This is a genomic window from Arthrobacter sp. ov407 (genome assembly GCF_900102895.1).
Classification (GTDB): domain Bacteria; phylum Actinomycetota; class Actinomycetes; order Actinomycetales; family Micrococcaceae; genus Arthrobacter.
The window spans coordinates 1-23,504 of the sequence record NZ_FNGD01000004.1 but is presented as its reverse complement, the minus strand read 5'-3'; the positions used below and the strand labels follow the sequence as shown (position 1 = coordinate 23,504).

Below are 23,504 nucleotides of genomic sequence, written 5' to 3'. Positions count from 1 at the left end.
GCTGGCGATGCATCTGCTCCCCACGGTCCGTCTGCCCCCCACTATCCATCTGCTCTGTGGCCTCAACGGTGCAGGCAAGACGGCACTGGCCAGGGAACTTCAGACGGAACTTCCGGCAGCGCGCTTCAGCCTGGACGAATGGATGCTGCGGCTCTATCCCGGAGTCCACTTCGCAGCCGCGGAATACGGTGACCTTGCCGAGTCCTGCAAACTCCTGATCTGGGATACCGCGCGGCAAGTACTGCATTCCGGCACGGACGTAGTTCTGGACTGGAACCAGTGGAGCCGCGCTAGACGCGCAGTCTGGAGGGACAAGGCAAGAGCCGCGGGATTCCCCGCTGTGCTGCACCACGTCCGTACACCTTTGGACGCCGCCATTGAGCGTGTTGGCAGAAGAGCCGCGGATGGGGATCCTTGGTCCCACCGGCTGGAGGAGGGCGGTGTGCGGCATCTGGCCGGCATCTTCGAACCTCCAGGGCCCGACGAGGGCCTGGAAATTCGGTCCGTAACCGGCCGTTAGGCGGCCATTGGCGGCCAGCTCCCGCGCAGCTAGGCGGCGTCGAGGAGCAAGGACATGAAGACGCTGTTGGGATCGAGCTCGTAACCGGCGAACGGCGGGCAGTCCGCGAAGCCGTGCCGCTCGTACAGCCGCCGCGCGGGAGCGAAAAACTCCTGGCTCCCCGTCGCCAGGAACAACCGCCGGTAGCCGCTGTGCCGGGCCTCCGCCAGGAGGTGACGGAGCAGCGCCGAGGCAACGCCGCGCCCGCGCGCTGCTGCCGCGGTGCGCATCGACTTGATCTCAGCCTCGCCCGGAGCCAGGTGTTTCAGCGCCGCGCAGCCCAACAGTCGTGAGCCCTCCCGGGCGGTCCAGAAGCTGATGCCCGGTCCGGCCAAGGCGGCGGGATCAAGGGCGTGGACGCTTTCCGGCGGCGAGGTCGCGTACATGTCGGCGAGGTGCTCGCCCAGAAGCTGTTGGACGTCCTCCCGTTCCGGGGTGTCGCGCCCAATCAGGATCGTGCCGCCAGGCGTGCCTGCCATCTGGTCAGCGGGGCCGGCGGGCGGCGTGTTCACGCGCCAGCACCGCGTAGGAGTCGTCCGGGGTGCCCGGCGTGAAGCTGCCATATTTGCGTTCGACGGCGGTACGGATCAGGAAGTCCGCGAGGGCCGGGTTCTTGGGCAGCAGCGACCCGTGCAGGTAGCTCGCCACGACGTTGCGGTAGCGGGCGCCTTCCTGGCCGTCGGCGCTGTTGTTGCCGGTGCCCTTGGCGGTGGTTCCGAGCGGTTCGACGCCGGGTCCCAGTGTGGTCTGGCCGCTGTGGTTCTCATAGCCCAGGATGCTGCCGAACTCGGGCGAGGAGACGGTGACGTTCCCGATCAGGCGTTCGTCGGTGCCGTGGGTCTCCACGTCCAGGATGCCGATGCCGGGGAGGACCGAGCCGAGCCGGGTCTTGAAGAATTTCCCGAAAAGCTGGTACAGCCCGCAGATCACGAGCATCGGGGTGCCGTCGTCGGCCAGTTGTTTCAGGGTGGACTCGCGCGAGAGGAGATCGTCCTGGATGACGAGCTGTCCGCTGTCCTGTCCGCCGCCACCGACAATCAGGTCCACGTCTTCAGGGAACGGGTCACCGACGTTGTATTCGAGCAGTTCCGGCGTGTAGCCGTGCCAGCGCAGGCGCTGGGCGATGACCAGGGCATTGCCCCAGTCGCCGTAGATGTTCATGTCCCGCGGGTATAGCTGCAGGACCCGGATGGTTCCCTTGCTGGGGGCCGCGGAATCTTCGGGCGGAAGTTCGTGCCCAAAGGAGAGCTCGTGCGGGGTTTCGGGGGACCGCGGGGTCATGAGACCACCTCCACTGTGGTGATTTTGGACAGCTCGCGGCGGATGGCCAGCATGGCCGTGTAAGTGCAGAAGATCCTCTTCGGCTTGCCCTGGCCGCCGCGGATGAACGCTGCCAGTGCCGGCGCGATCTCCGGATCGACGGCGCCGATGGCGACGTCGTCGTACTGCAGCCGCAGCGCCATATCGTATGCGCGGGAGCCCGTGAGCTGGTCAACGCCGCCGTTGCGGAGCGTATCGAATTCGACGTCCCACAGCCAGGACATGTCCCGGCCGTCAGCGTAATTGTCATTGATCGCGATCATCGTGGCGTACCCGGCGGCCGGGAATGATTTCAGGCCGAGCCGGAAACCGCTGGGGTTCTTGACCAGCACCAGCTCCAGAGGCAGGCCGTCGACCACGAGGCTTTCGCCGCGGCCGAATGCCGGCGCCACCTTGGACAGCGCCGTGAGTAGGCCGGCCTGGTCGGTACCGGTGCCGCGGGCGCCGGAGACGCCGCGGGCCAGGGTCAGCGCGGCGGCGGCATTGAAGATGTTGTAGACGCCGCGCAGCTTCATTGCCGTGGTGACAGTCGCGCCGTCGTATTCGAAATCGGCGTCGTCGGCGCCCACTCGGCGCAGCACGACGTCGGCGGCCGGCCGGGCGGGGGCGGGAGGCACCGGGCTCCCCGGGGCGGCGCGCATGTCATCGTCGTTGGGGAAGGTGCTCAGCAGGGAATCGTCCAGCCCGAAGTAGAGCACCTCCGGCCCGGCCAGGGTCTGGGCGATCCGGGCCACACGGGGGTCTTCCCGGTTCAGGACCACGGTTCCGGTGGTCTTGGACGCGATGTGCTGGAGCAGCTCGGCGGTCTTGTCGATCTCGCCGAAACGGTCCAGCTGGTCGCGGAGGACATTGAGCAGGAGGCTGTACCGCGGCGGGACCTTGTTGACGAAGTGCACGGCATGCGCCTCGTCCAGTTCCAGGACCGCGACGTCGGCATCGAGCCGGCCCCGCCAGTCCACCTCGCCCAGGAGCGCCGCGGCCACGCCGCGGGTGAAGTTGCTGCCGGTGCGGTTCGTGAAGACCTTCAGCCCCTGGCTCTCCAGCAGTTCCACCACCATCTTCGTGGTGGTGGTTTTCCCGTTCGTGCCACTGACGACGGCGACCCCCAGCGGCAGCGTGGAAAGTGTCCGCCGCATGAAACCGGGATCGATTTTTTCGACCACAAGCCCGGGAAGGGCCGAGCCTCCGCCCCTGAGCCGGGAGACCCGGCGGACGAGCTTGCCGAGCGGAACGCTGAAGTAAAGCATGCTCTGTAATATATCCCAGTAGAGGCATGGACCCCGGACGCCGGGGGCTCGGACATGCGATCTCCATGCGTACCGCGCAGGTGCAGAGCATTATGCTGTGGGGATGACCACCCCCTCTTTTTCCCCTGAATCCCGCGCGGGTTCGGGTCTCCGGATTGGCGTCCTGGCGCTCCAGGGCGATTTCCGGGAGCATCTGCACGCCGTGGAAACCGCCGGTGCCGCCGGCGTCGGGATCCGCCGCCCCGCCGAACTTGACGGCCTGGACGGGCTCATCATCCCCGGCGGCGAATCGACCACGATTGACAAGCTCTCCAGGATTTTCGGGCTCCGGGATCCGCTGCGCGAATGCATCCAGGGCGGCCTGCCCGTGTACGGCTCGTGCGCCGGGATGATCCTGCTGGCCGACGAAATTGCGGACCCGGCGACGGACCTGGCAGGAAACCCGCAGCAGACATTCGGCGGACTCGACATCACCGTGCGCCGCAACGCCTTTGGCCGGCAGCGCGAGTCCTTCGAGACGGATCTCGACTTCCGGGGGCTGGAGTTCAGTGCCGCCGGCGGAGCCGTGGCCCCGGTCCACGCTGTCTTCATCCGCGGGCCCTGGGTGGAGCGCGTCGGCGACGGCGTGGAAGTCCTTGCCCAGGTGGAACCGTCCAAAGCCGGCCACCCCGAATCACTGGACGGGACGGCTAGAATTGTTGCAGTGCGTTCCGGCAAGCTGCTGGCCACCTCCTTCCACCCGGAAGTGACGGGGGAAAGGCGCGTGCATGAACTGTTTATTCGAATGATCAGAGGAGAAGCGTAAAGCATGTCAGGCCACTCCAAATGGGCGACGACCAAGCATAAGAAGGCCATCCTTGATAGCCGCCGGGCCAAGTCGTTCGCCAAGCTGATCAAGAACATCGAAGTTGCTGCACGGATGGGCGGCCCTGACCTGTCCGGCAACCCGGGCCTGGAACTCGCCGTCACCAAGGCCAAGAAGACCTCGGTGCCCGCTGACAACATCGACCGCGCCATCAAGCGCGGCGCCGGGCTCACCGGCGAGGTCGTGGACTACACCGAAATCATGTACGAGTGCCGCGGCCCGCAGGGTTCCGCCCTGCTGATCGAGTGCCTCACGGACAACAAGAACCGCGCCGCCTCCGAGGTCCGGCTCGCCATCTCCCGCAACGGCGGCACGATTGCCGATCCCGGTTCGGTCAGCTACCTCTTCAGCCGCAAGGGCGTCGTCTCGCTGCCCAAGAACTCCCTGAGCGAGGACGACGTCCTGATGGCCGTCCTTGACGCCGGGGCCGAGGAAGTCAAGGACAACGGCGACAGCTTCGAGATCCACTCCGAGCCGACTGATCTCCAGGCCATCCGCGATGCCCTCAAAGAGGCCGGAATCGAGTACGACACCGATGAGGCCGAGTTTGTGCCGTCCATGCAGGTGCCGCTGGACCTCGACGCCGCCAAGAAGTTCATGAAGCTCGTGGACGCGCTGGAAGAACTCGACGACGTCCAGAACGTTTACAGCAACGCCGACCTCAGTGACGAAGTGCAGGCCGCACTGGAAGCCGAGTGACACGCTCACCCAGCCGTGATTTTGAGGCCCGGTCTTGACGGCCCAACCTTGACGCTGCGCGTGTTGGGGGTTGACCCAGGCCTCACCCGGTGCGGGATCGGCGTCGTCGACGTCGAAAGGAACCGGCGGGCCACCATGGTGGCCTTCGGTGTGGTGGGAACTTCCCCCGAGGAGAGCCTGGACCAGCGGCTGCTCGTCATCGCCACGTCGATCGACGAGTGGCTGGACAAGTACGAACCGCACGTCCTCGCCGTGGAGCGGGTCTTTTCCCAGCTCAACGTCAGCACGGTCATGGGGGTGGCGCAGGCATCCGGAGTGGTCATTGCGGCTGCCGCACGCCGTGGCATCCCGGTGGCGCTGCACACCCCGTCAGAGGTCAAGGCCGCCGTGACGGGAAGTGGGACCTCGAACAAGGACGCCGTCACGAAGCTGGTGACCAAGATCCTCCGGCTGGACGCGCCCCCGCGCCCGGCCGACGCCGCCGACGCCCTCGCACTGGCCATTACCCACGCCTGGCGGGCCGGCAGCGGCGCCGCCGTGGCGACCACCGGCCCGGGCAGCCAGTCCCTCACGCCTGCCCAGCGGGCATGGGCGGACGCGGAGGCAAAAGCGCGCCGTGCGCGCTGAATGTCCGTCCCGCTTGCTAGGGTATTCGTAGATATGTTCGGATAGCGGGCGTTTCGTGCCCTTATATTCGCTGTCTGTGTATTCGCTGTTATTTTCGCTGTAGACCCAGGAGCCCGGCCTTGATCAGTTTTCTTCGCGGAACCGTTGCGCATGTTGGCCTGTCCTCCGCCGTGATCGACCTCAACGGCGCCGGCATGAGCGTCAACGCGACGCCGCAGACCCTCAGCGGCCTGCGGTTGGGGGAGGAGGGGAAGCTGTTCACGTCCCTGATCGTGCGGGAGGACTCGCTGACCCTGTTCGGTTTCGCCAGCGACGATGAACGTGTTGTGTTCGATGTCCTGCTCAGCGTCAGCGGCGTCGGACCCCGTCTGGCCCTGGCCGTGCTGGCCGTCCACGAGCCGGAAGCCATCCGGGTGGCCGCCCACTCCGGCGACGGCAAGGCATTCACGAAGGTCCCCGGAATTGGACCGAAGGTGGCCGGCCGGATCGTGCTGGAACTCGCCGGCAAGCTCGTGCCGCACGGCACCGCTGGCGCGCCGGCCGCGGCGGTTTCCGCGGAATCCGTCTGGAAGCCGCAGGTCGTCGCCGCGATGACAAGCCTTGGCTGGTCCGAAAAGGATGCCACGGCCAGCATCGACAAATCCCTGGCCGATTCCCCGGACTTGGCCGCCAACGGCAATGTGGCGGAGATCCTGCGCGCCACGCTGCGCTGGCTGGGGCAGGACGGCGCCCGCGCCGGAAACCGGGTAGGCGCGCGTGGCTGAAGCGTCGATTGTCGCCGGGGGAGAGGAACCGGAGGAGCGCGTCATCGAAGCCGCCCTGCGGCCCAAGAACCTGCACGACTTCGTGGGCCAGCACCGGGTCCGCAAGCAACTCTCCCTCGTCTTGGAGGCCTCGCGCATGCGCGGCCGCAGCGCGGACCACGTGTTGCTCTCCGGCCCTCCGGGCCTCGGTAAGACCACGCTGTCGATGATCATCGCCGCCGAAATGAACGTCCCGCTGCGGATCAGCAGCGGCCCGGCCATCCAGCACGCGGGCGACCTCGCGGCCATCCTGTCTTCGCTTTCTGAAGGCGAGGTCCTGTTCCTGGACGAAATCCACCGGATGTCCCGGCCGGCCGAGGAAATGCTGTACATGGCGATGGAGGACTTCCGCGTCGATATCGTCGTCGGCAAGGGTGCCGGCGCCACGGCCATCCCGCTTGAACTGCCGCCCTTCACGCTGGTCGGCGCCACTACGCGGGCCGGCCTGCTTCCCGGGCCGCTGCGGGACCGCTTCGGATTCACTGGCCACCTTGAGTTCTACTCCGTCGAAGAGTTGGAATTGGTCCTGCGCCGGTCCGCGGGCCTGCTGGACCTGAAGGTCAATTCGGCCGGATTTAGCGAGATCGCCGGCCGGTCACGGGGAACGCCGCGCATCGCCAACCGGCTCCTGCGCCGGGTCAGGGACTGGGCGCTGGTGCACGGCATCGATCAAATTGATGCCCGGGCGGCGTCTGCGGCCTTGGACATGTACGAGGTAGACAAGCGTGGCCTGGATCGGCTGGACCGTGCCGTTCTCGAGGCCCTCATAACCAAATTCGGCGGTGGGCCGGTGGGCCTGTCCACCCTCGCGATCGCCGTCGGAGAGGAAACGGAGACCGTGGAAACGGTCGCCGAGCCTTACCTGGTGCGGGAGGGACTGTTGGGCCGGACGCCGCGCGGCCGTATTGCCCTGGCGCCGGCGTGGACGCACTTGGGCTTCGCCGTTCCTGCCGGCGTCTTCGGCCAAGACCCGCTGGAGCTGTTCCAGGCCGATGATCTGGGGGATGAGCTGGGCGGGGGCCCGCAGGGTGGATCCGGCGGGGATCTCGGTGAAGAAACCGGTCCGCAACGGATCCGAAACAGCCGCTAGCACCATACGTTCAGCTTTTCCCTTTAGACTGGTATGACGCTCGGCACGTTCGGGTTGTTTCCGTGGGCGGAGAGCAGGTAGCCGCCGGCGGTTGGGGGATGGTTTCGCTGCCAGCTTGCTGTGCAGGCCTCTGCCCACGCCGCCCGGAGCAAACGGACGTTGCTGAAAAACAGCTATGCAAGTACAGAACGGAACAATCCCTGTGTTCGGACTTATTTCTGCCCAGAACCAGCCGCAGGCCGGCGGCGGTATCGACATCATGACGATTCTCTTGTTCGTCTTGCTCGGACTCTTTGTCTTCATGATGTTCCGCCGCAACAAGAAGACCCAGCAGCAGCAGGCCAAGCTCCAGTCCGAGTTCGAGCCCGGCGTCGAGGTCATGACGAGTTTCGGGCTGTTCGGCCGGATCGTCAACATCGATGAGGCGGAGAACAAGGTCACGCTGGAACTCTCCCCGGGCAACACGGCCACCGTGCACCGCCAGGCCGTCACCAAGATTGTGGAGCCGGTTGTTGCGGCCGAGGAACCCACCGTTGTCCCCGACGACGCGTCCTCGCTGACCACTGAAAAGGTGAACGCTGAGAACACGGACAGCGCCGCCGCTGTCAACGAAGCGCCCATCAACGAAACTCCCGAGGAAACCCTGCGCCGCCTCAACGACGAAGGCAAAAAAGACAGCTAGTCTGCCTACCTGAGTTATCCCGCGAAGCAACGGTTGCGGGCATCCGTCGGCGGGGCCCAGTGCCCGCGCCGACGGATCCCTCGTAAATAATAGAAAGATCGACAATGGCACGAACTGGCCCCAAAAACTCAGCCATCAGGATGCTGGTCTGGCTTGGCGTACTCATCGCCGCCATGACGGCTGTCCTGGCAGGCGGCACGATTGCCGGCCAGGCGGGCTGGGCTCCAAAGCTCGCCCTGGACCTTGAAGGCGGCACCCAGATGATCCTGGCGCCCAAGGTTGAGGGCGGTTCGGGTATCACCGAAGACCAGCTCAACCAGGCCGTGGCGATCATTCGCCAGCGCGTGGACGGCTCGGGTGTCGCGGAAGCTGAAATCAGCACGCAGTCCGGCCGCAACGTCGTCGTCAGCCTTCCGGGAACGCCTGCCAAGGAAACCCGTGCGCTGATTCAGGCCTCCGCCGACATGAACTTCCGTCCGGTCATCCAGGCGGGCCCCGGCGCTGCGGTCCCCGCTGCGTCCCGGACCCCGGAAGCCCAGCTGCCGAAGCCGACTGCCAAACCCGCCAACAGCAGCGATGAGAACTGGGTTACCCCTCAGATCTACAAGCAGTTTGAGGCTCTTGACTGCGACCACCCCTCCCAGGACAAGCAGCAGCGCTCCGACCCGACCAAGCCGCTCGTGACGTGTGAACCGGCCTCGGCCAAGTCACCGGCCATCAAGTACATCCTCGGTCCGGTTGAGGTGAAGGGCTCGAACATCAAGTCCTCCTCATTCCAGCTGCAGCGCGGCGCCCAGGGTGCCGTGACCAATGAATGGGCCGTCAACATCCAGTTCGATGACGCGGGCACCGCCAAGTTCAAGGAAGTTACCGAGCGCCTGTACCAGTTCTATGCCGCCGGCGGCGGCCAGACCGGCTCGGATCCGAAGGCCCAGTTCGCAATCGTCCTGGACGACCAGGTCATCTCCGCCCCGCGTTCCCTCGCCGTCATCACCGACGGCCGGCCGCAGATCACCGGCGGGTTTACCGAGGAATCGGCTAAGGCCCTTTCGGACCAGCTTCGTTTCGGTGCCCTGCCCATCAGCTTCGAAATCCAGAGCGAACAGCAGATCTCGGCAACCCTCGGCGGGGAGCAACTCCGCATGGGTATGCTCGCCGGCGTGATCGGCCTCCTGCTGGTGTTTGTCTACTCGCTGTTCCAGTACCGGGCCCTTGGCCTCGTGACCGTGGCCTCCCTCGTGATCGCCGGGGTACTGACGTTCCTGGCCATCGCCATCCTCGGCTGGACCGAAAACTACCGGCTTTCCCTCGCTGGCGTCGCCGGCCTGATCGTGGCGATCGGCCAGACGGCCGACTCGTTCATCGTCTACTTCGAACGCATCCGCGATGAGCTCCGCGAAGGCCGCGGCCTGGTCTCGGCCGTGGAGAACGGCTGGAAGCGGGCCAAGCGCACCATCCTCGCCTCCAAGGCCGTGAACCTCCTCGCCGCAGTGGTGCTGTTCTTCGTCGCAGTGGGCAACGTCCGCGGCTTCGCGTTCACCCTCGGTCTCACGGCGATCGCCGACCTCATCGTCGTCTTCATGTTCACCCACCCCACCCTGCAGTTGCTGGCCCGGACCAAGTTCTTCGGCGAAGGCCACAGGTTCTCGGGTCTGGACCCGAAGCGCCTCGGCGCCGTCCCGCTGTACCGCGGTGCCGGACGGGTTCGTACTCCGGAGGACAAGCCCGTGGCTGTGGTGCGCGCGAAGAACACAGGTGCAGCCGCCGAGGCAGAACGCCGGATGACCATTGCAGAACGCCGCCTCGCCGAAAAGCAGGATCAGGCACAACAGGCACAGCTCGCCGGTACCTCCAAGAGCGCGTCCAAGGAGGGCAAGTAAATGGTCAACTTCTCAACATTCGGCAATGAGCTGTACACGGGCAAGCGCTCGTACGACTTCGTCGGTTACAGGAAGCTCTGGTTCCTGATCGCCGGGATCGCCGTCGCGCTCTCAATCCTGATCCCGATCGCCAAGGGTGGCTTCAACCTCGGCATCGAGTTCCGCGGCGGCTCTGAGTTCACGGTCTCCAACGTCAAGACCACCGATGCTTCCCGCGGCGAGAAAGCCGTCCAGGACGTCGTGTCGGGGTCCGTGCCGCGCGTGGCCAACGTCGCCGGCACCACCATGCGCATCCAGACGGACAAGCTCACCGACGACGAGACACTGCAGATCAAGGATGGCCTCACCAAGGCCTACGGCGTGACGGATAACGAAGTCACCTCAACCTTCGTCGGCCCCACCTGGGGTGCGGACGTCACGAAGCAGGCACTCATGGGCCTGGCAATCTTTGTGGGTCTGGCCGCCGTTCTGATGGCGCTCTACTTCCGGACCTGGAAGATGTCGCTCTCGGCACTGGTCGGCATGGCCGTCACAATGTTCATGACCGCCGGTATCTACGGCCTCAGTGACTTCGAAGTGACGCCGTCGGCCATCATCGGCTTCCTGACGGTGCTCAGCTATTCGCTGTACGACACGGTGGTGGTGTTCGACAAGATCCGGGAGAACACCTCGGATATGCAGGCCTCCACCCGGCGGACCTTCGCCGAAGAGGTCAACCTCGCCATCAACCAGACCCTCGTCCGGTCTATCAACACCATGGTGGTGGCCATCCTGCCCGTCGGAGCGATCCTCTTCATCGGTGCCGGGCTGCTCGGTGCCGGAACCCTGCGGGACCTGTCCCTGGCGCTGTTCGTCGGCATCCTGGTTGGCACTGCGGCCACCATCTTTATCGCGGCTCCGCTCTACGCCGCGCTGCGGCAGGGCGAACCCGATCTGGTCAAGCAGGCCAAGCGCGTGGAACAGAGGCGCGCCGAAGCGGCAGCCAAGACCGCAGCGCCGGCGTCGCCCGCTACGGCCTGAACCCAGCCACGCACAGACGAGCAGGCCACGGTCCCTTTGCCTCGATGAGGCAGGGGCCAAGGCCTGAGCCGTCCTGAACGGACAGCAGGCGGGCCGGAGAGCGTCCATTGGGACGGCCTCCGGCCCGTCGCCGTTTCCCGGCCGGTTATCGAAGTATCCTGCTGCGGGAATACACTTGAATAATTAACCGGTCGCGAGAGGTGCTCCATTGGAAGAACGTTCGACGCCGGTGCCGGAGGCACCTGCGGACAAGGCCCAAGGTCAGGGTTCTCAGACTGACCTGGTGGTTCCCGGACGTCCAGATGTTCCCGTGGCGGTTGACAATTCGCATGCCCGGCCGACGTTTCCTGGCCGGCGCGAACGCACGAGGTCACGTCTTGCCCGGCTGACGGGCCGCGGTGCTCCGGCGTATTCCCCGATCCTGGAGCCGTTGCTGCGCACGGTCCGTGCCAACAACCCCAAAGAGGATTTCGACCTCATCCAGCGCGCCTTCGTGGTTGCCGAGCGCTGCCACCGGGGCCAAAAGCGTAAGAGCGGCGATCCGTACATTACCCACCCGGTCGCGGTGGCCACCATCCTTGCCGAACTCGGCCTCAGCGGCACCACGCTGGCCGCGGCCTTGCTGCACGACACCGTCGAAGACACCTCATACACACTGGCCGATCTGAAGGCCGAGTTCGGCCCCGAAGTGGCCATGCTGGTGGACGGCGTCACCAAGCTGGACAAGGTCAGCTTCGGTGAGGCGGCCCAGTCCGAGACCGTGCGCAAGATGGTCGTCGCCATGGCCAAGGACATCCGCGTCCTGATGATCAAACTCGCCGACCGGCTCCACAATGCCCGCACGTGGCGCTTCGTCTCGGCTGAGTCTTCGGCCCGCAAGGCGCGCGAAACCCTGGAAATCTTCGCGCCGCTGGCCCACCGGCTCGGCATGAACACCATCAAGTGGGAACTGGAGGATCTGTCCTTCGCCGCTCTGTATCCCAAGGTGTACGAGGAAATTGTGCGGATGGTGGGGGACCGGACCCCGGAGCGCGAAAAGAACCTGGGGGTCATCCGCAACCAGATCACCGAGGACCTCCGGGCAGCCAAGATCAAGGCGACGATCACCGGCCGGCCAAAGCACTACTACTCGATCTACCAAAAGATGATCGTCCGCGACAAAGACTTTGACGACATCAACGACCTCATGGGCGTCCGGGTCCTGGTCGATTCAGTCCGGGACTGTTATGCGGCCCTGGGCGCGATGCACTCGCGCTGGAATCCCCTGCCCGGGCGGTTCAAGGACTACATCGCGATGCCCAAGTTCAACATGTACCAGTCGCTGCACACCACGGTGATCGGTCCTGGCGGCAAGCCGGTGGAAATCCAGATCCGCACCCATGAAATGCACCGGCGCGCCGAGTACGGCGTCGCCGCGCACTGGAAGTACAAGGACCAGCCCAACCGGACGGCTGCCGGCCCAGGCAGCCCGCGCGACGGCGACATGGGCTGGCTGCGCTCCCTCGTGGACTGGCAGCAGGAAACGTCGGACCCCGGCGAGTTCCTCGACTCCCTGCGCTTTGAAATCAATGCCCGCGAAGTGTTCGTCTTCACCCCCAAGGGCGAGGTCATGGCCCTGCCTGCCGGGTCCACGCCCGTTGACTTCGCCTACGCCGTACACACCGAAGTGGGCCACCGGACCATCGGCGCACGCGTCAACGGCAAGCTCGTTCCGCTCAACAGCGAACTGAACCACGGTGACTGGGTGGAGATCTTCACCTCCAAGGCTGAAGGCGCCGGCCCCAGCCAGGACTGGCAGCACTTCGTCAAGAGCGCCCGGGCCCGGAACAAGATCAGGCAATGGTTCAGCAAGGAACGCCGCGAGGAAGCGATTGACCGCGGCAAGGAGCTGCTCACCAAGGCGATGCGGAAGCAAAACCTCCCGCTGCAGCGCCTCATGACCCACGACGCCCTCGCCGCGATCGCGGAGGACTTCAAGTACGCCGACATCTCCGGGCTCTACGCCGGCGTGGGCGACGGACACACCTCCGCACAGTCCGTTATGGAACGCCTGGTGGAGAGCCTCGGCGGAAACGAGCACCCCGACGACGCCCTCGCCGAGGTCTCCATCCCCACCCAGGTCAGCAAGGCCCGCTTTTCCGATTCCGGTGTTGTTGTCCGCGGCGTGGACGACGTCTGGGTGAAGCTCGCCCGGTGCTGCACGCCGGTCCCGCCGGACCCGATCCTTGGCTTCGTTACGCGCGGCTCCGGCGTCTCTGTGCACCGGACCGACTGCACGAACGTGAGCGGACTGATGGATCAACCGGACAGGATCGTGGACGTGGACTGGGCGCCCACCCAGTCCAGCGTGTTCCTCGTGGAGATCCAGGTCGAAGCGCTGGACCGCAAATCGCTCCTCTCCGACGTCACCCGGGTGCTCTCGGAAAACCACGTCAACATCCTTGCGGCGAGCGTCCACACCTCCACGGACCGCGTGGCAATCTCGAAGTTTGCGTTCGAGATGGGCGATCCCAAGTACCTCAGCCACGTGCTCAGCGCAGTCCGCAGGATCGACGGCGTCTTCGACGTGTACCGCACCACCGGAAACCGTCGCCGCAGCTGACCCGGCCCAGGTAGCCCCGCCCAGATAGCCTCACGGCACCCAGCCACACTAGCTGGCTGCATCGGGCGCCGCCGGCGGCGCCACGAGGGCGGCGAGCTTCGCCAGCGCCGCCCGTTTGTGGGGGACGCGCGGGCTGGCGTCGACGGCAAGCCTGAGGAGCCGGAGACGCACGCCCAGCTCGGGACGGGACAGTAGCGCCTTCAGGGCCGGCACGGCACGTTCCGCATCCACGTGCAATGCAACGTCCACGGCCGTGCGCAACGGGCTGGACACCATGAGGCCTCCCATGCTCACGACGTCGAACGGCCCCAGCCGAACTTCGTGGAAGGTGCAGCCGCGCAGAGACCTCAGGCTAGAGATCCGCCGGTTGGCGTCAACCAGCAGCGCGAGGCGGTCCGGCTCAGCGGCGCAACCGTAGATCCATGCCGCTGTCATCCGCCCCGCCACTACCCGCTGCCGGATCGCCGGCGCCACGGCCAGGGACGCGGCACGGGCGCGAAGCTGCGGACTGGCGTGGGCGCCGGGCGGCAGGTAGCCGCGCTGATACAGCTGCGTCAGCACGCCGTCGGCCGCCATGGCCTGCAGCTCCGGCCAGGAGAACAGGGCGCCGGGGGAGTAGAGCTCGCAGTGCTCCGGCCCCGCCCGGGGAGCGCGCTGCCCCGGAACAGACGGCCCTGGAACAGACGGCCCCGGAACAGACGGCCCCGGAACAGACGGCCCCGGAACGGGCCGGCCGGAAGGTGCGGCGGGAGCGCGGGGCATGTGTTCCATTCCGCCATCGTTCCCGGTTCCCCGGACATAGGACAGGCCCCGTTCCGGTCATGTGGATAACCGAAACGGGGCCTGGTCTGGCTTGGTGGTGTGTCGCGTGCCTAGGAGAGCTCGCTCGCTGAACGCTCGAGCTGCTCCAGCCACGCCTGGCGCGCCTCGAGGGCTTCCCGGGCTGCCTTGATCTTCCGCTCGTCGCCGGCCTTCTCTGCCTTGGCCAGGTCTTCCTTAAGACCGGCAATGGCGGCTTCGAGCTGGGTCAGGGCGCTGTTGGTGCGCGCCTTCGTCTCGGGGTTGGAGCGCTTCCAGTTTTCGTCCTCGGCGTGGCGGACGGCGTCTTCGACCTTCCGCAGGCCGGCCTCGACGCGGCCCATGTCGGCGCGGGGAACCTTGCCGGCTTCTTCCCAGCGGTCCCGGATGGACTGCAGCGCCTTCTTGGCCGCCGGGAGGTCCTTGATCGGCAGCAGCTCGTTGGCCTCCACCAGGAGCGCTTCCTTCACCACCAGGTTCGCACCGTATTCCTGGTCGATCTCGTCGTTGGCTGCCTGCCGGTTGGTGAAGAAGACGTCCTGGGCCGCGCGGAAGCGGGCCCACAGGGCGTCGTCGTCCTTGCGGCTGGCGCGGGGGGAGGCTTTCCACTCATCCATCAGGCGGCGGTACTCGCCGGCGGCAAAACCCCAGTCGGTTGAGGAGGAAAGGGCCTCGGCTTCGGTGATCAGCTTCTCTTTTGCTGCCTTGGCAGCCGAATTGGTGCTGTCCAGCTGGGAGAAGTAGGCGCGGCGGTGCCGGTCAAACACCGTGCGGGCGGCGCGGAACCGCTTCCACAGTGCGTCCTCGTTGCTGCGGCCGAGCCGGACACCGCTCTTCTGCGCGGTCTTCCAGCTCTCGAAGAGTTCGTTCATCCGCGCGCTGGAGGTCTTCCACTGGATCTGCGCGGGATCGTGGCCGGCGATTTCCTCGGCCTCTGCCACGATGGCCTCGCGGGCGGCAAGCTCGGCGGCGCGGACGGCGTCGTGTTCGGCTTTCTCGGCCTTTTCAAGCTCGCCGATCTGCGTCACGAGTGCATCCAGCCGTGCCTCGGCGGAGCGGAAGTCGCCCACCATGTTGCGCTCGGCGAGCTGCTCGCGCAGGTGCGTGACGGTCTTCTGCATGTCCGTTGTGGGCGCCTTGGAGCTCACGCGCTGTTCCAGCAGGACGATCTGGGCTACGACGTCGTCGAACTTCCGGGCAAAGTAGCCCAGGGCCTCGTCGGCGCTGACTCCCGGGTACTGGCCGACGGGATATTCCGTGCCGTCAACGGTCAGGAAAACGTGGCCGTCGCCTTCAACACGGCCCCAGCGGGCTGCTTCCGCCAGTGAGGCTGCGGAGGACACGGCCACCGGCGCGGGAGCTGGTGCGGCCGGAGACGGCTTGGCCTTCGGCCGGGCAGCAAACGCTGCCGGGCTCGGCGCGGGACGCGCGGCCGGCGTGGGGGCCGGGGCAGCAGTGGCCGCGGCTTCAGCGACAGGCTCGGCTGCCGGTTCGGCCGCCGTCTCCGCCGTCTCCGCCGACGGTGCCACGGTGGACTCCGTGGGCTCAACGGGCTCGGTGAGCTCCGCCGACTCTGCCGCGGGCACCTCTGCTGAGGCCTCGGCTGCGGCGGCTGCTGCGCCTGCGGTTGCCGGGTCTGCGGTTGCCGCGTCTGCGGTTGCCGCAGTCTCGCCGGCGGCCTCTACGGCAGCGCCTGCAGTCTCGGCAGGGGTTGCCTCGGCTTCGGTTTCGTTGGCAGCTGCTGTTGCCAATGTTTCGTCGGATTTCTGACTGTCTGTCACCGCTAGAAGTCTTTCGCTTGGAGGGAAATACCGGGACCACGGCCTTCAGGGCCGAGGCTGGTTACTTCAGTGAGAACGAGTCTATCGTGACTGGTTCCACAGGTGCGCCGTCGGTGGCGTTGCCGCCGGGCTTCAGTCCGGCCGCGGCAATCCCGCTCACCACGTCGAGCCCCGAGGTAACCTTGCCCACCACCGTATAGCCGCCGGCGCTATCCGCCGGAATGACGGTGTCCTTGTACACAATGAAGAACTGGGTGCCGTTGCTGTTGGCGTTCCCGCTGGTCCGGGCCACGGCGATCGTTCCAGCGGGGTATTTGTTGTCCTGCGGGGTGTTTTCCAGCGGGCCCCAGGTGTAGCTCGCGTCGCTGCTGCCGTTGCCGGCCTTGGAACCGCACTGCAGGACGCCGAAGGTCTCGGCCGTAGTCAGCCGGTGGCAGCTGAGGCCCTTGTAGAAGTTTTGGTCGGCGAGGGATTTGAAGACGGCCGCGGCCTGCGGGGCCTTCGTGCCGTCAAGCTTGACGCCGAGCGCGCCGCGGTTGAGCTTGAGCTCGCCCGTGAACGTCTTGCCCGCCGCGGTTTCCGGCTTGGGGATGTTCGCAGCATTCGTGGTGGCAGCTGTCGGCGTGGCGGACGCCGACGGGCTCTGGAGCCCCTCCTGCACGGCCGCGAACTCCTCTTCGGTCGGGTTCGACGCGAAGACCGTGAGCTGCAGGACCAGGGCCAGGCCGATCGCCGCTGTGCCGGCGCTGATGGCCAGGACGTTGTCGCGCTTGCGGCGCTTGTCCTGGTCCATGCGCAGGCCGCGCCTGGCCTCCATCTGCTGGACGCGCCGCTTCGCCTCGCGTGCGCTGCGTGAACTGGCCGCCAAAGGTCCTCCTGGTTGTATGGCCGCTACCGTGACGGGCCCTAGGCGCCGTCGCGGTAGCAGCAGCAAGCTGCCGGCAGTCCCGCCGGGGCTGGCTCCGTTGGAAGAAGCGGGCGCCGAACGCATAAACTGACTGCCGCACACAGTTTATGCACGACTGGCCGGTCTGCCGCTTATCTTCGTTACGTTTCGACAGATGAATGCCGCGTGATGCCCGCGCCCGAAGATACTGCAGTAGCAACGAGATACCGCAGTGGTAACCAGAGGAGAAAATTTCACCATGGCACGCACAGCCTCCCTGTCAGGATTCCCCGAGTGGCTTCCCGAGGAGCGGCTGGTGGAACTCCATGTCCTGGACACGCTGCGCCGGACGTTCGAGCTCCATGGTTTCTCCTCGATCGAGACCCGCGCCGTCGAAACGGTGGGCCAGTTGCTGCGCAAGGGAGAGATCGACAAAGAGGTCTACGGGCTGAGCCGGCTCCAGGATGAGGAGGCGGACACGATGGCCCGGACCGACCCACATGCTCTTGCCCTTCACTTCGACCTCACCGTGCCCTTCGCCCGGTACGTCGTGGAAAACGCCGGCTACCTTGCCTTCCCGTTCCGCCGTTACCAGATCCAGAAGGTCTGGCGCGGCGAACGCCCCCAGGAGGGACGTGCCCGCGAATTCACCCAGGCGGACATCGACGTCGTCGGCGACGGCGACCTGCCGTTCCGCTACGACGTTGAAATCGCGCTCGTGATCGCCGAGGCGCTCAATGCGCTGCCCATCCCCGATTTCCTGCTGCGGATCAACAACCGCAAGCTGGCCGAGGGCTTCTACACCGGGATCGGGCTCACGGACACCGCGGGCGTTCTCCGCAGCATCGACAAACTCGAGAAGGTCGGGCCCGCGAAGGTGGCCGAGTTGCTCAAGGAGGAACTCGGCGCCACTGACGATCAGGCGCAGGCCGCCCTGAAGCTCGCCGGCATCCGTACAACGGACACGTCTTTCGTGGAGCAGGTCCGGGCGCTGGGCGTCACCAACGAGCTGCTGGAGGAAGGCCTGAACGAGCTGGAGCAAGTCATCGCGGCTGCCGTCCAGCACGCCCCGGGACGAGTCGTAGCGGATCTCAGCATCGCCCGCGGCCTGGACTATTACACGGGCACCGTGGTGGAAACCGTCCTGGTGGGGCACGAGCAGCTGGGCTCGATCTGCTCAGGCGGCCGCTACGATGCACTGGCCAGCAAGGGCAACCGCAAATTCCCCGGCGTCGGCCTCTCAATCGGCGTGACCCGCCTGGTGTCGCGGATCTTGAGCCAGGACTTGGCCAAGGCCACGCGCTCGGTGCCGACCGCCGTGCTGGTGACGCTTAACAACGACGACAGCTGGGCCGCGGCGCAGGATGTCGCTGCGCAGCTGCGCAGCCGCGGCATCGCCACGGAGGTCGCCGCGAAGGCCGAGAAGTTCGGCAAGCAGATCAAATTCGCCGACCGTCGCGGCATCCCGTTTGTCTGGTTCACCGACGACGACGGCAAGCACCAGGTCAAGGACATCCGCACGGGCGAGCAGTACGACGCCGACCCGGACGCGTGGATGCCCGCCGAGGAGGATCTGCACGTGCGCGTAACCGCCGGGCGCTAGTTCGTTCGGGCCTAGTTCTTGCGGGGCTAGTTCTTGTGGGGTGCCCTGCGCATCCGCACGACTAGGAACCGCCCGGCCACCCCGGCGGCCAACACCGCCGCCATGACCAGCATCGAGGCCGGCGGCAGGGTGATCGCCAGGACCAGGCAGCCGAGGAAGCCCAGCACATTGAGCCAGCGCGGCGCGTGCCAAGACCGGCCGGCCAGCGTGAAGGCCGAGGCGTTGGTCACGGCGTAATAGATCAGCACGCCGAAGCTGGAAAATCCGACCACGGTCATCACGTCGGTGCTCAGCAACAGGATGATCACGACGGCGGCAACGGCCAGTTCCGCTACGAACGGGACTGTGTGGGCGCGGCCCACCTGTGCCAGCGGGGCGGGCAGGTCCCGCTCCCGTGCCATCGCCAGGGTGGTCCTGCCTACCCCGGTGATCAGGGCCAGCAGCGCGCCCAGGCAGGCGGCCGCCGCCCCGGCCTGGACGAAGGGAACGCCGGCGCTGAGCTGCGAGACCGCCACCGCGTCAAGCAGCGGCGCCGTCGAACCCGCCAGCTGCTGCGGCGGCAGGTGCCACTGCAGCAGCGCGGCCAGGCCCAGATAGATCACGAAGGCGCCGGCCAGCGCGGCCAGGATGGCCCGAGGGATGGTGCGCGCGGGGTCCTTGACCTCCTCGCCCAGGGTGGCGATCCGCGCATAGCCCGCGAAGGCGAAGAACATCAAGCCCGCCGCGGGAAGGACGCCCCAGCCGCCGGAGGGCGCCGCAGGGTAGGCCGGCGCCGCCGACACCGCGGGGGCGCCCTCCGGGTGCGGGCCCAGCAGCGACGCCACGGCGACAAAGACAAGCGTGGCCAGCACTACGGCCAGCAGGATCCTGGTCAGCAGCGCGGTCCGTGTGATGCCGAGCAGGTTGACGCCTGTGAGGACCACGACGCCGGCGACCGCCAGCGGCGTGGCGTAAGCCGGCGCCACATAGTGCCCGAACGTCAGGGCCATCGCCGCGCAGGACGCCGTCTTGCCCGTAACGAAACCCCAGCCCGCAATGAAGCCGGGCCACTCGCCGAGCTGCCGGCGTCCATATACATAAGATCCCCCGCTGGCGGGGTATCTGGCCGCCAGTTGCGCCGACGCGACAGCGTTGCAGTAGGCGATGACGCCGGCCACGGCCACGGCGAGTGTCAGCAGCGGCCCGGCCAGGGCGGCGGCGGGGGCGAACACGACGAACACGCCAGCGCCCAGCATGGAACCCAGGCCGATTGCCGTGGAATCGAACACGCCGAGCCGGCGCTGCAGCCGCTGCTGCGGCCGCTGCTGGCCGGGGCGGTCACCGGGCTGATCATCGGGCTGCTCACTGGGCGCATCACCGGGCTCGGTTCCGTTGTGCCGGGTTGCCATGGCGGGAGGGGCCTTTCCAACGGGTAAACTCGAACGGGATCGTTCCTGAGGCGATCCTATTGAAGTTCTTTTACTGAACATCGTTTTATTGAACACGGTTTCTTGAACATCGTTTTCAACGTCACTTTTGATTTTCCGCTGAAAGGAATGCTGTGCTGCGCACACATGACCTCGGATCGCTTCGCTCCGAGCACATTGGACAAACCGTAACTCTCGCCGGCTGGGTCGGCCGGCGTCGTGACCACGGTGGTGTCGCATTCGTTGACCTGCGCGACGCGTCCGGCGTCGCCCAGGTTGTGGTCCGCGAAGAAGAGGTCTTCCACGGTCTGCGCAACGAGTATGTGCTGCAGATTGTCGGCACGGTGTCCCAGCGTCCCGAGGGCAACGAGAATCCGGCGCTGCCCACAGGTGAGATCGAGGTCATGGCCGAGAAGGTCACCATCCTCAACACCTCCGATCCGCTGCCGTTCCAGATCGACGAGCACGTTGAGGTGGGCGAGGAAGCGCGCCTGAAGCACCGCTACCTGGACCTGCGCCGCCCGGGCCCCGCCCGCAACCTGCGCCTGCGGTCGGAAGCCAACCGTGTGGCCCGCGAACTGCTCCACCAGGACGGCTACGTGGAGATCGAGACCCCCACGCTGACCCGTTCGACGCCGGAAGGTGCCCGCGACTTTGTGGTCCCGGCACGCCTCGCGCCGGGTTCCTGGTACGCGCTGCCGCAGTCCCCGCAGCTGTTCAAGCAGCTCCTGCAGGTGGGCGGCTTCGAAAAGTACTACCAGATCGCCCGCTGCTACCGCGATGAAGACTTCCGTGCGGACCGCCAGCCGGAATTCACGCAGCTCGACATCGAGGCCAGCTTCGTGGAGCAGGACGACATCATCCGTCTCGGCGAGAACATCGTCAAAGCGCTGTGGAAGCTGATCGACGTCGAGATCCCGACGCCGATCCAGCGCATCACGTACCACGACGCCATGGCCCGCTACGGCTCGGACAAGCCGGACCTGCGCTTCGGCCAGGAGCTCAGCGAGCTGACCGAATTCTTCAAGGACACCAACTTCGGCGTCTTCAAGGCGCCCTACGTCGGTGCCGTCGTCATGCCCGGCGGCGCCTCCCAGGCCCGCCGTGCCCTCGACGCCTGGCAGGAATGGGCCAAGCAGCGCGGCGCCAAGGGCTTGGCGTACGTCCTGTACAAGGAGGACGGCGAACTCGCCGGTCCCGTCGCCAAGAACCTCACCGACACCGAGCGTGCGGGCCTCGCCGACGCCGTCGGCGCCAAGCCCGGTGACTGCATCTTCTTCGCAGCCGGAGAGAAGACCCCGTCCCGGGCGCTCCTCGGGGCTGCCCGCGTGGAGATCGGCCACCGCACCGGACTCATCAACCCCGCTGACTGGGCCTTCTGCTGGGTCGTGGACGCGCCGATGTTCGAGCCCGCCGCCGCCGCAGTCGCCTCCGGCGACGTCGCCGTCGGCGCCGGCCAGTGGACCGCTGTGCACCACGCGTTCACCTCGCCCAAGCCCGAGTTCATGGACTCCTTCGACGCGGATCCCGAGTCGGCGCTGTCCTACGCCTACGACATCGTCTGCAACGGCAACGAAATCGGCGGCGGCTCGATCCGTATCCACGAGCGCGACGTCCAGGAACGGGTCTTCGAGCTCATGGGCCTTGACAAGGCAGACGCGCAGACCAAGTTCGGCTTCCTCCTGGAGGGCTTCAAGTTCGGTGCCCCTCCGCACGGCGGCATCGCATTCGGCTGGGACCGGGTGGTTGCCCTGCTGGCTGGTGTGGAGTCCATCCGCGACGTCATCGCGTTCCCGAAGTCCGGTGGCGGCTTCGACCCCCTGACCCAGGCTCCCGCTCCCATCACGGCGCAGCAGCGCAAGGAAGCCGGCGTCGATTTCAAGCCCGAGGCCAAGAAGAAGCCCGAGGACGGCAAGAACTAAGAGAGCGGCATCAGCATGAGCAGCAGGGGCTCCCCGGGCAACCGGAGAGCCCCTGCTGCTGTCATAATCGGCCGCATTCGTTCCGGACGGAGAGAACCTCGATGGACCTGATCCCGCACCCCGCAGCGACCGCCGAAGCTATCCCGGAAGGCAACGCCGAAGCCATCGCCAAAGCCATTCCGGGGCTGGAGGCACTGATGGATGCCGCGTGGCCAGCCGCCGAACGGCAGGAGTCCGGCGATTGGGTGCTGCGGGCGGCGTCCGGGGTGACGCAGAGGGCCAACTCAGTGTGGACGCGGGATCCTGGCGTTGATGACCCGCACCGGCAGCTCGCCGCAGTCCGGGAGGCACGGCTTTGGTACCGGAAGCGCCGGCTTCCGGTGATCTTCCAGATCTTTGACGGTCCGCGCTATGCGGCACTGCACGCGGTGCTCGACGACGAAGGATTCACCCGGCAGTCCGAAACCCTGGTCCTGGTCCGGCGACCTGGGGCGCAGCCCGGGGCGGGGCCCGGCGCGGATTCCGGCGACCCGGACCCCGCCGTGGAAATCTCGGCCGAGCCGTCGGCGGAGTGGCTGGACCTGTGGTGGAGCGTTGACGGCCGCGGGGGAGCGGACGAGCTCGCCGTAGCCCGCGGCATCCTGGCAGGGTGCCCGGCCCTGTACGCGCTGGTGCGGGACGACTGCGGCGTGCCTGCCGCCGTCGGACGGCTCGCGTTGCCCGGCACCGGACCCACAGGGCCAACCGGGCGCCCGTGGGGTGGCCTGTACTGCATGGCTACGCGTCCGGATGCGCGGCGGCAGGGCTATGGCGGCCGGATTGTCCGGGCGCTGCTGCGTGAGGGCGGGGCCCGTGGCGTGGCCGGGTACTGGCTCTTGGTGATGGCATCCAACGCCGGTGCCAGGAGCGTGTACGCCCACGCCGGTTTCCGCGAAGCCAGCCGGTACCTCTACCGGCAGGAGAGGCCGAAGCGGCACTTGACCGGCTGCTGAAACGATGCCACTTCAGGCCTGAAACTCGGATCCCAACGGGTGGGCCCCTTAGGCGCCGTCGTTCGAGTAGTGGAGCAGAACCACGCCGTTGCCGAACGTCCGCGTCCCCTCGAGCCTGAAGTCCATCCGGACATCTGGGGGCCTCGAACAGCGGCCGCCGCATGAAAGCGGGCGCCAAATTGGCGCATGGTCCTTTGTCCTTCATTCGGGGCATGCCGGGGGCCGAGAGTCACGCCGCAAGACAGCCATGCTCATCAAATACTGTCGGTGCCTCCTGCGATGATTTGGGTATGGAAAGCAGAGCAGCTTGGAGCGCGGAAAGCAGGGCGGCCGTGGAGGCCGTTGCCGCGTCCGTTGCTGCGCTTGCTGCCATCACCGGCACCGGTGCGGACCATGCTGATCCGCCTTCCGCCGATCCGTTGCAAGTCGCCGACCCACTCCGGGACGCCGATCCGCTGCGAAAGCTGGCGGACGATTGCCTGGACGGGTTCGCCGAAGTCGCCCGGCTGGAAGCCCGCACCGCCGCGCTGAAGGTGAGGCTGGCCGCCGACTACGTGCAGGCCACCAAGGCTCTGGCGCCGCCGGCGGCCTCCCCGCAGGAACACACCGCCCAGGAGCTTGCCGTGATCGCCGAGGTCGCCTGTGTCCTGACCGTCAGCGAACGCACCGCCGGGGCCCTCCTGTCCGAATCCCTGGCACTGACCACGGCGCTGCCGCTGACC

Annotated in this window: 20 protein-coding genes and 1 pseudogene; 14 read left to right on the top strand and 7 right to left on the bottom strand. The window is 66.7% G+C overall.

Annotated features, from left to right (window positions below):
- Positions 1-7 precede the first annotated feature (7 nt).
- Complete coding sequence (locus tag BLS42_RS06030; protein ID WP_090578058.1) at positions 8-520, top strand: P-loop nucleotide/nucleoside kinase family protein; 513 nt, start codon at positions 8-10, stop codon at positions 518-520.
- A 29-nt stretch (positions 521-549) separates the two neighbouring features.
- Here the strand turns inward: BLS42_RS06030 and BLS42_RS06025 are convergent, their stop codons facing one another.
- Genes BLS42_RS06025 through BLS42_RS06015 form a run of 3 tightly spaced genes read right to left on the bottom strand, consistent with a single transcriptional unit; the run spans position 550 to position 3,126 of the window.
- Positions 550-1,038: a GNAT family N-acetyltransferase gene (locus tag BLS42_RS06025; RefSeq protein ID WP_090578724.1), complete on the bottom strand. Its 489-nt coding sequence runs from the start codon at positions 1,036-1,038 to the stop codon at positions 550-552.
- A gap of 4 nt (positions 1,039-1,042) precedes the next feature.
- Complete coding sequence (locus BLS42_RS06020; RefSeq protein ID WP_256336289.1) at positions 1,043-1,840, bottom strand: type 1 glutamine amidotransferase; 798 nt, start codon at positions 1,838-1,840, stop codon at positions 1,043-1,045.
- Complete coding sequence (locus BLS42_RS06015; RefSeq protein WP_090578055.1) at positions 1,837-3,126, bottom strand: Mur ligase family protein; 1,290 nt, start codon at positions 3,124-3,126, stop codon at positions 1,837-1,839. Before BLS42_RS06015 ends, BLS42_RS06020 begins: the two co-directional genes overlap by 4 nt.
- A gap of 103 nt (positions 3,127-3,229) precedes the next feature.
- Between BLS42_RS06015 and pdxT the strand changes: the two genes are divergently transcribed.
- The 9 genes from pdxT (at position 3,230) to BLS42_RS05970 (ending at position 13,394) form a co-directional block, all read left to right on the top strand.
- Positions 3,230-3,931, top strand: a complete 702-nt coding sequence (gene pdxT, locus BLS42_RS06010; protein WP_090578052.1) for a pyridoxal 5'-phosphate synthase glutaminase subunit PdxT — start codon at positions 3,230-3,232, stop codon at positions 3,929-3,931.
- A gap of 3 nt (positions 3,932-3,934) precedes the next feature.
- On the top strand, positions 3,935-4,690 hold the full coding sequence (locus BLS42_RS06005) for a YebC/PmpR family DNA-binding transcriptional regulator (RefSeq protein WP_090578049.1): 756 nt from the start codon (positions 3,935-3,937) through the stop codon (positions 4,688-4,690).
- A gap of 48 nt (positions 4,691-4,738) precedes the next feature.
- The gene (gene ruvC, locus BLS42_RS06000; RefSeq protein WP_090578046.1) at positions 4,739-5,317 is read left to right on the top strand and encodes a crossover junction endodeoxyribonuclease RuvC; all 579 of its coding nucleotides are present in this window, start codon (positions 4,739-4,741) and stop codon (positions 5,315-5,317) included.
- Between the two features lie 119 nt (positions 5,318-5,436).
- Positions 5,437-6,081 carry a Holliday junction branch migration protein RuvA gene (gene ruvA, locus BLS42_RS05995; protein WP_090578043.1) on the top strand — a complete coding sequence of 215 codons (645 nt, stop codon included), beginning with the start codon at positions 5,437-5,439 and terminating at the stop codon, positions 6,079-6,081.
- A complete protein-coding gene (gene ruvB / locus BLS42_RS05990; RefSeq protein ID WP_090578040.1) occupies positions 6,074-7,210 on the top strand; it encodes a Holliday junction branch migration DNA helicase RuvB in 1,137 nt (378 codons plus the stop codon). Before ruvA ends, ruvB begins: the two co-directional genes overlap by 8 nt.
- Before the next feature lie 259 nt (positions 7,211-7,469).
- The gene (gene yajC, locus BLS42_RS05985; RefSeq protein ID WP_090578717.1) at positions 7,470-7,892 is read left to right on the top strand and encodes a preprotein translocase subunit YajC; all 423 of its coding nucleotides are present in this window, start codon (positions 7,470-7,472) and stop codon (positions 7,890-7,892) included.
- Positions 7,893-7,996: 104 nt separating this feature from the next.
- On the top strand, positions 7,997-9,772 hold the full coding sequence (gene secD / locus BLS42_RS05980) for a protein translocase subunit SecD (RefSeq protein WP_090578038.1): 1,776 nt from the start codon (positions 7,997-7,999) through the stop codon (positions 9,770-9,772).
- Complete coding sequence (secF, locus tag BLS42_RS05975) at positions 9,773-10,792, top strand: protein translocase subunit SecF (RefSeq protein ID WP_090578035.1); 1,020 nt, start codon at positions 9,773-9,775, stop codon at positions 10,790-10,792. It begins immediately after the preceding gene.
- Between the two features lie 310 nt (positions 10,793-11,102).
- Positions 11,103-13,394 (top strand): RelA/SpoT family protein, encoded by a 2,292-nt coding sequence (locus tag BLS42_RS05970; protein WP_256336287.1) that lies wholly within the window; start codon positions 11,103-11,105, stop codon positions 13,392-13,394.
- Between the two features lie 48 nt (positions 13,395-13,442).
- On the opposite strand, the gene BLS42_RS05965 is transcribed toward BLS42_RS05970, so the two are convergent.
- The 3 genes from BLS42_RS05965 to BLS42_RS05955 all read right to left on the bottom strand — a co-directional run bounded on the left by BLS42_RS05965 (position 13,443) and on the right by BLS42_RS05955 (position 16,841).
- Positions 13,443-14,165, bottom strand: a complete 723-nt coding sequence (locus BLS42_RS05965) for a type IV toxin-antitoxin system AbiEi family antitoxin (protein WP_256336286.1) — start codon at positions 14,163-14,165, stop codon at positions 13,443-13,445.
- 101 nt (positions 14,166-14,266) lie between these two features.
- Positions 14,267-15,973 carry a DUF349 domain-containing protein gene (locus tag BLS42_RS05960; protein ID WP_256336285.1) on the bottom strand — a complete coding sequence of 569 codons (1,707 nt, stop codon included), beginning with the start codon at positions 15,971-15,973 and terminating at the stop codon, positions 14,267-14,269.
- 61 nt (positions 15,974-16,034) lie between these two features.
- Positions 16,035-16,841: a peptidylprolyl isomerase gene (locus tag BLS42_RS05955; protein ID WP_090578029.1), complete on the bottom strand. Its 807-nt coding sequence runs from the start codon at positions 16,839-16,841 to the stop codon at positions 16,035-16,037.
- A 277-nt stretch (positions 16,842-17,118) separates the two neighbouring features.
- Between BLS42_RS05955 and hisS the strand changes: the two genes are divergently transcribed.
- Positions 17,119-18,462 carry a histidine--tRNA ligase gene (gene hisS, locus BLS42_RS05950; RefSeq protein ID WP_090578025.1) on the top strand — a complete coding sequence of 448 codons (1,344 nt, stop codon included), beginning with the start codon at positions 17,119-17,121 and terminating at the stop codon, positions 18,460-18,462.
- A 26-nt stretch (positions 18,463-18,488) separates the two neighbouring features.
- Here the strand turns inward: hisS and BLS42_RS05945 are convergent, their stop codons facing one another.
- The gene (locus BLS42_RS05945; protein ID WP_256336284.1) at positions 18,489-19,850 is read right to left on the bottom strand and encodes an APC family permease; all 1,362 of its coding nucleotides are present in this window, start codon (positions 19,848-19,850) and stop codon (positions 18,489-18,491) included.
- Between the two features lie 152 nt (positions 19,851-20,002).
- On the opposite strand from BLS42_RS05945, the gene aspS reads away from it, so the two are divergent.
- The 3 genes and pseudogenes from aspS to BLS42_RS05930 all read left to right on the top strand — a co-directional run.
- Complete coding sequence (gene aspS, locus BLS42_RS05940; protein ID WP_090578021.1) at positions 20,003-21,790, top strand: aspartate--tRNA ligase; 1,788 nt, start codon at positions 20,003-20,005, stop codon at positions 21,788-21,790.
- A gap of 101 nt (positions 21,791-21,891) precedes the next feature.
- Complete coding sequence (locus tag BLS42_RS05935; protein ID WP_090578018.1) at positions 21,892-22,782, top strand: GNAT family N-acetyltransferase; 891 nt, start codon at positions 21,892-21,894, stop codon at positions 22,780-22,782.
- Positions 22,783-23,072: 290 nt separating this feature from the next.
- A pseudogene (locus BLS42_RS05930) lies at positions 23,073-23,504 on the top strand (endonuclease); the annotation flags it as partial.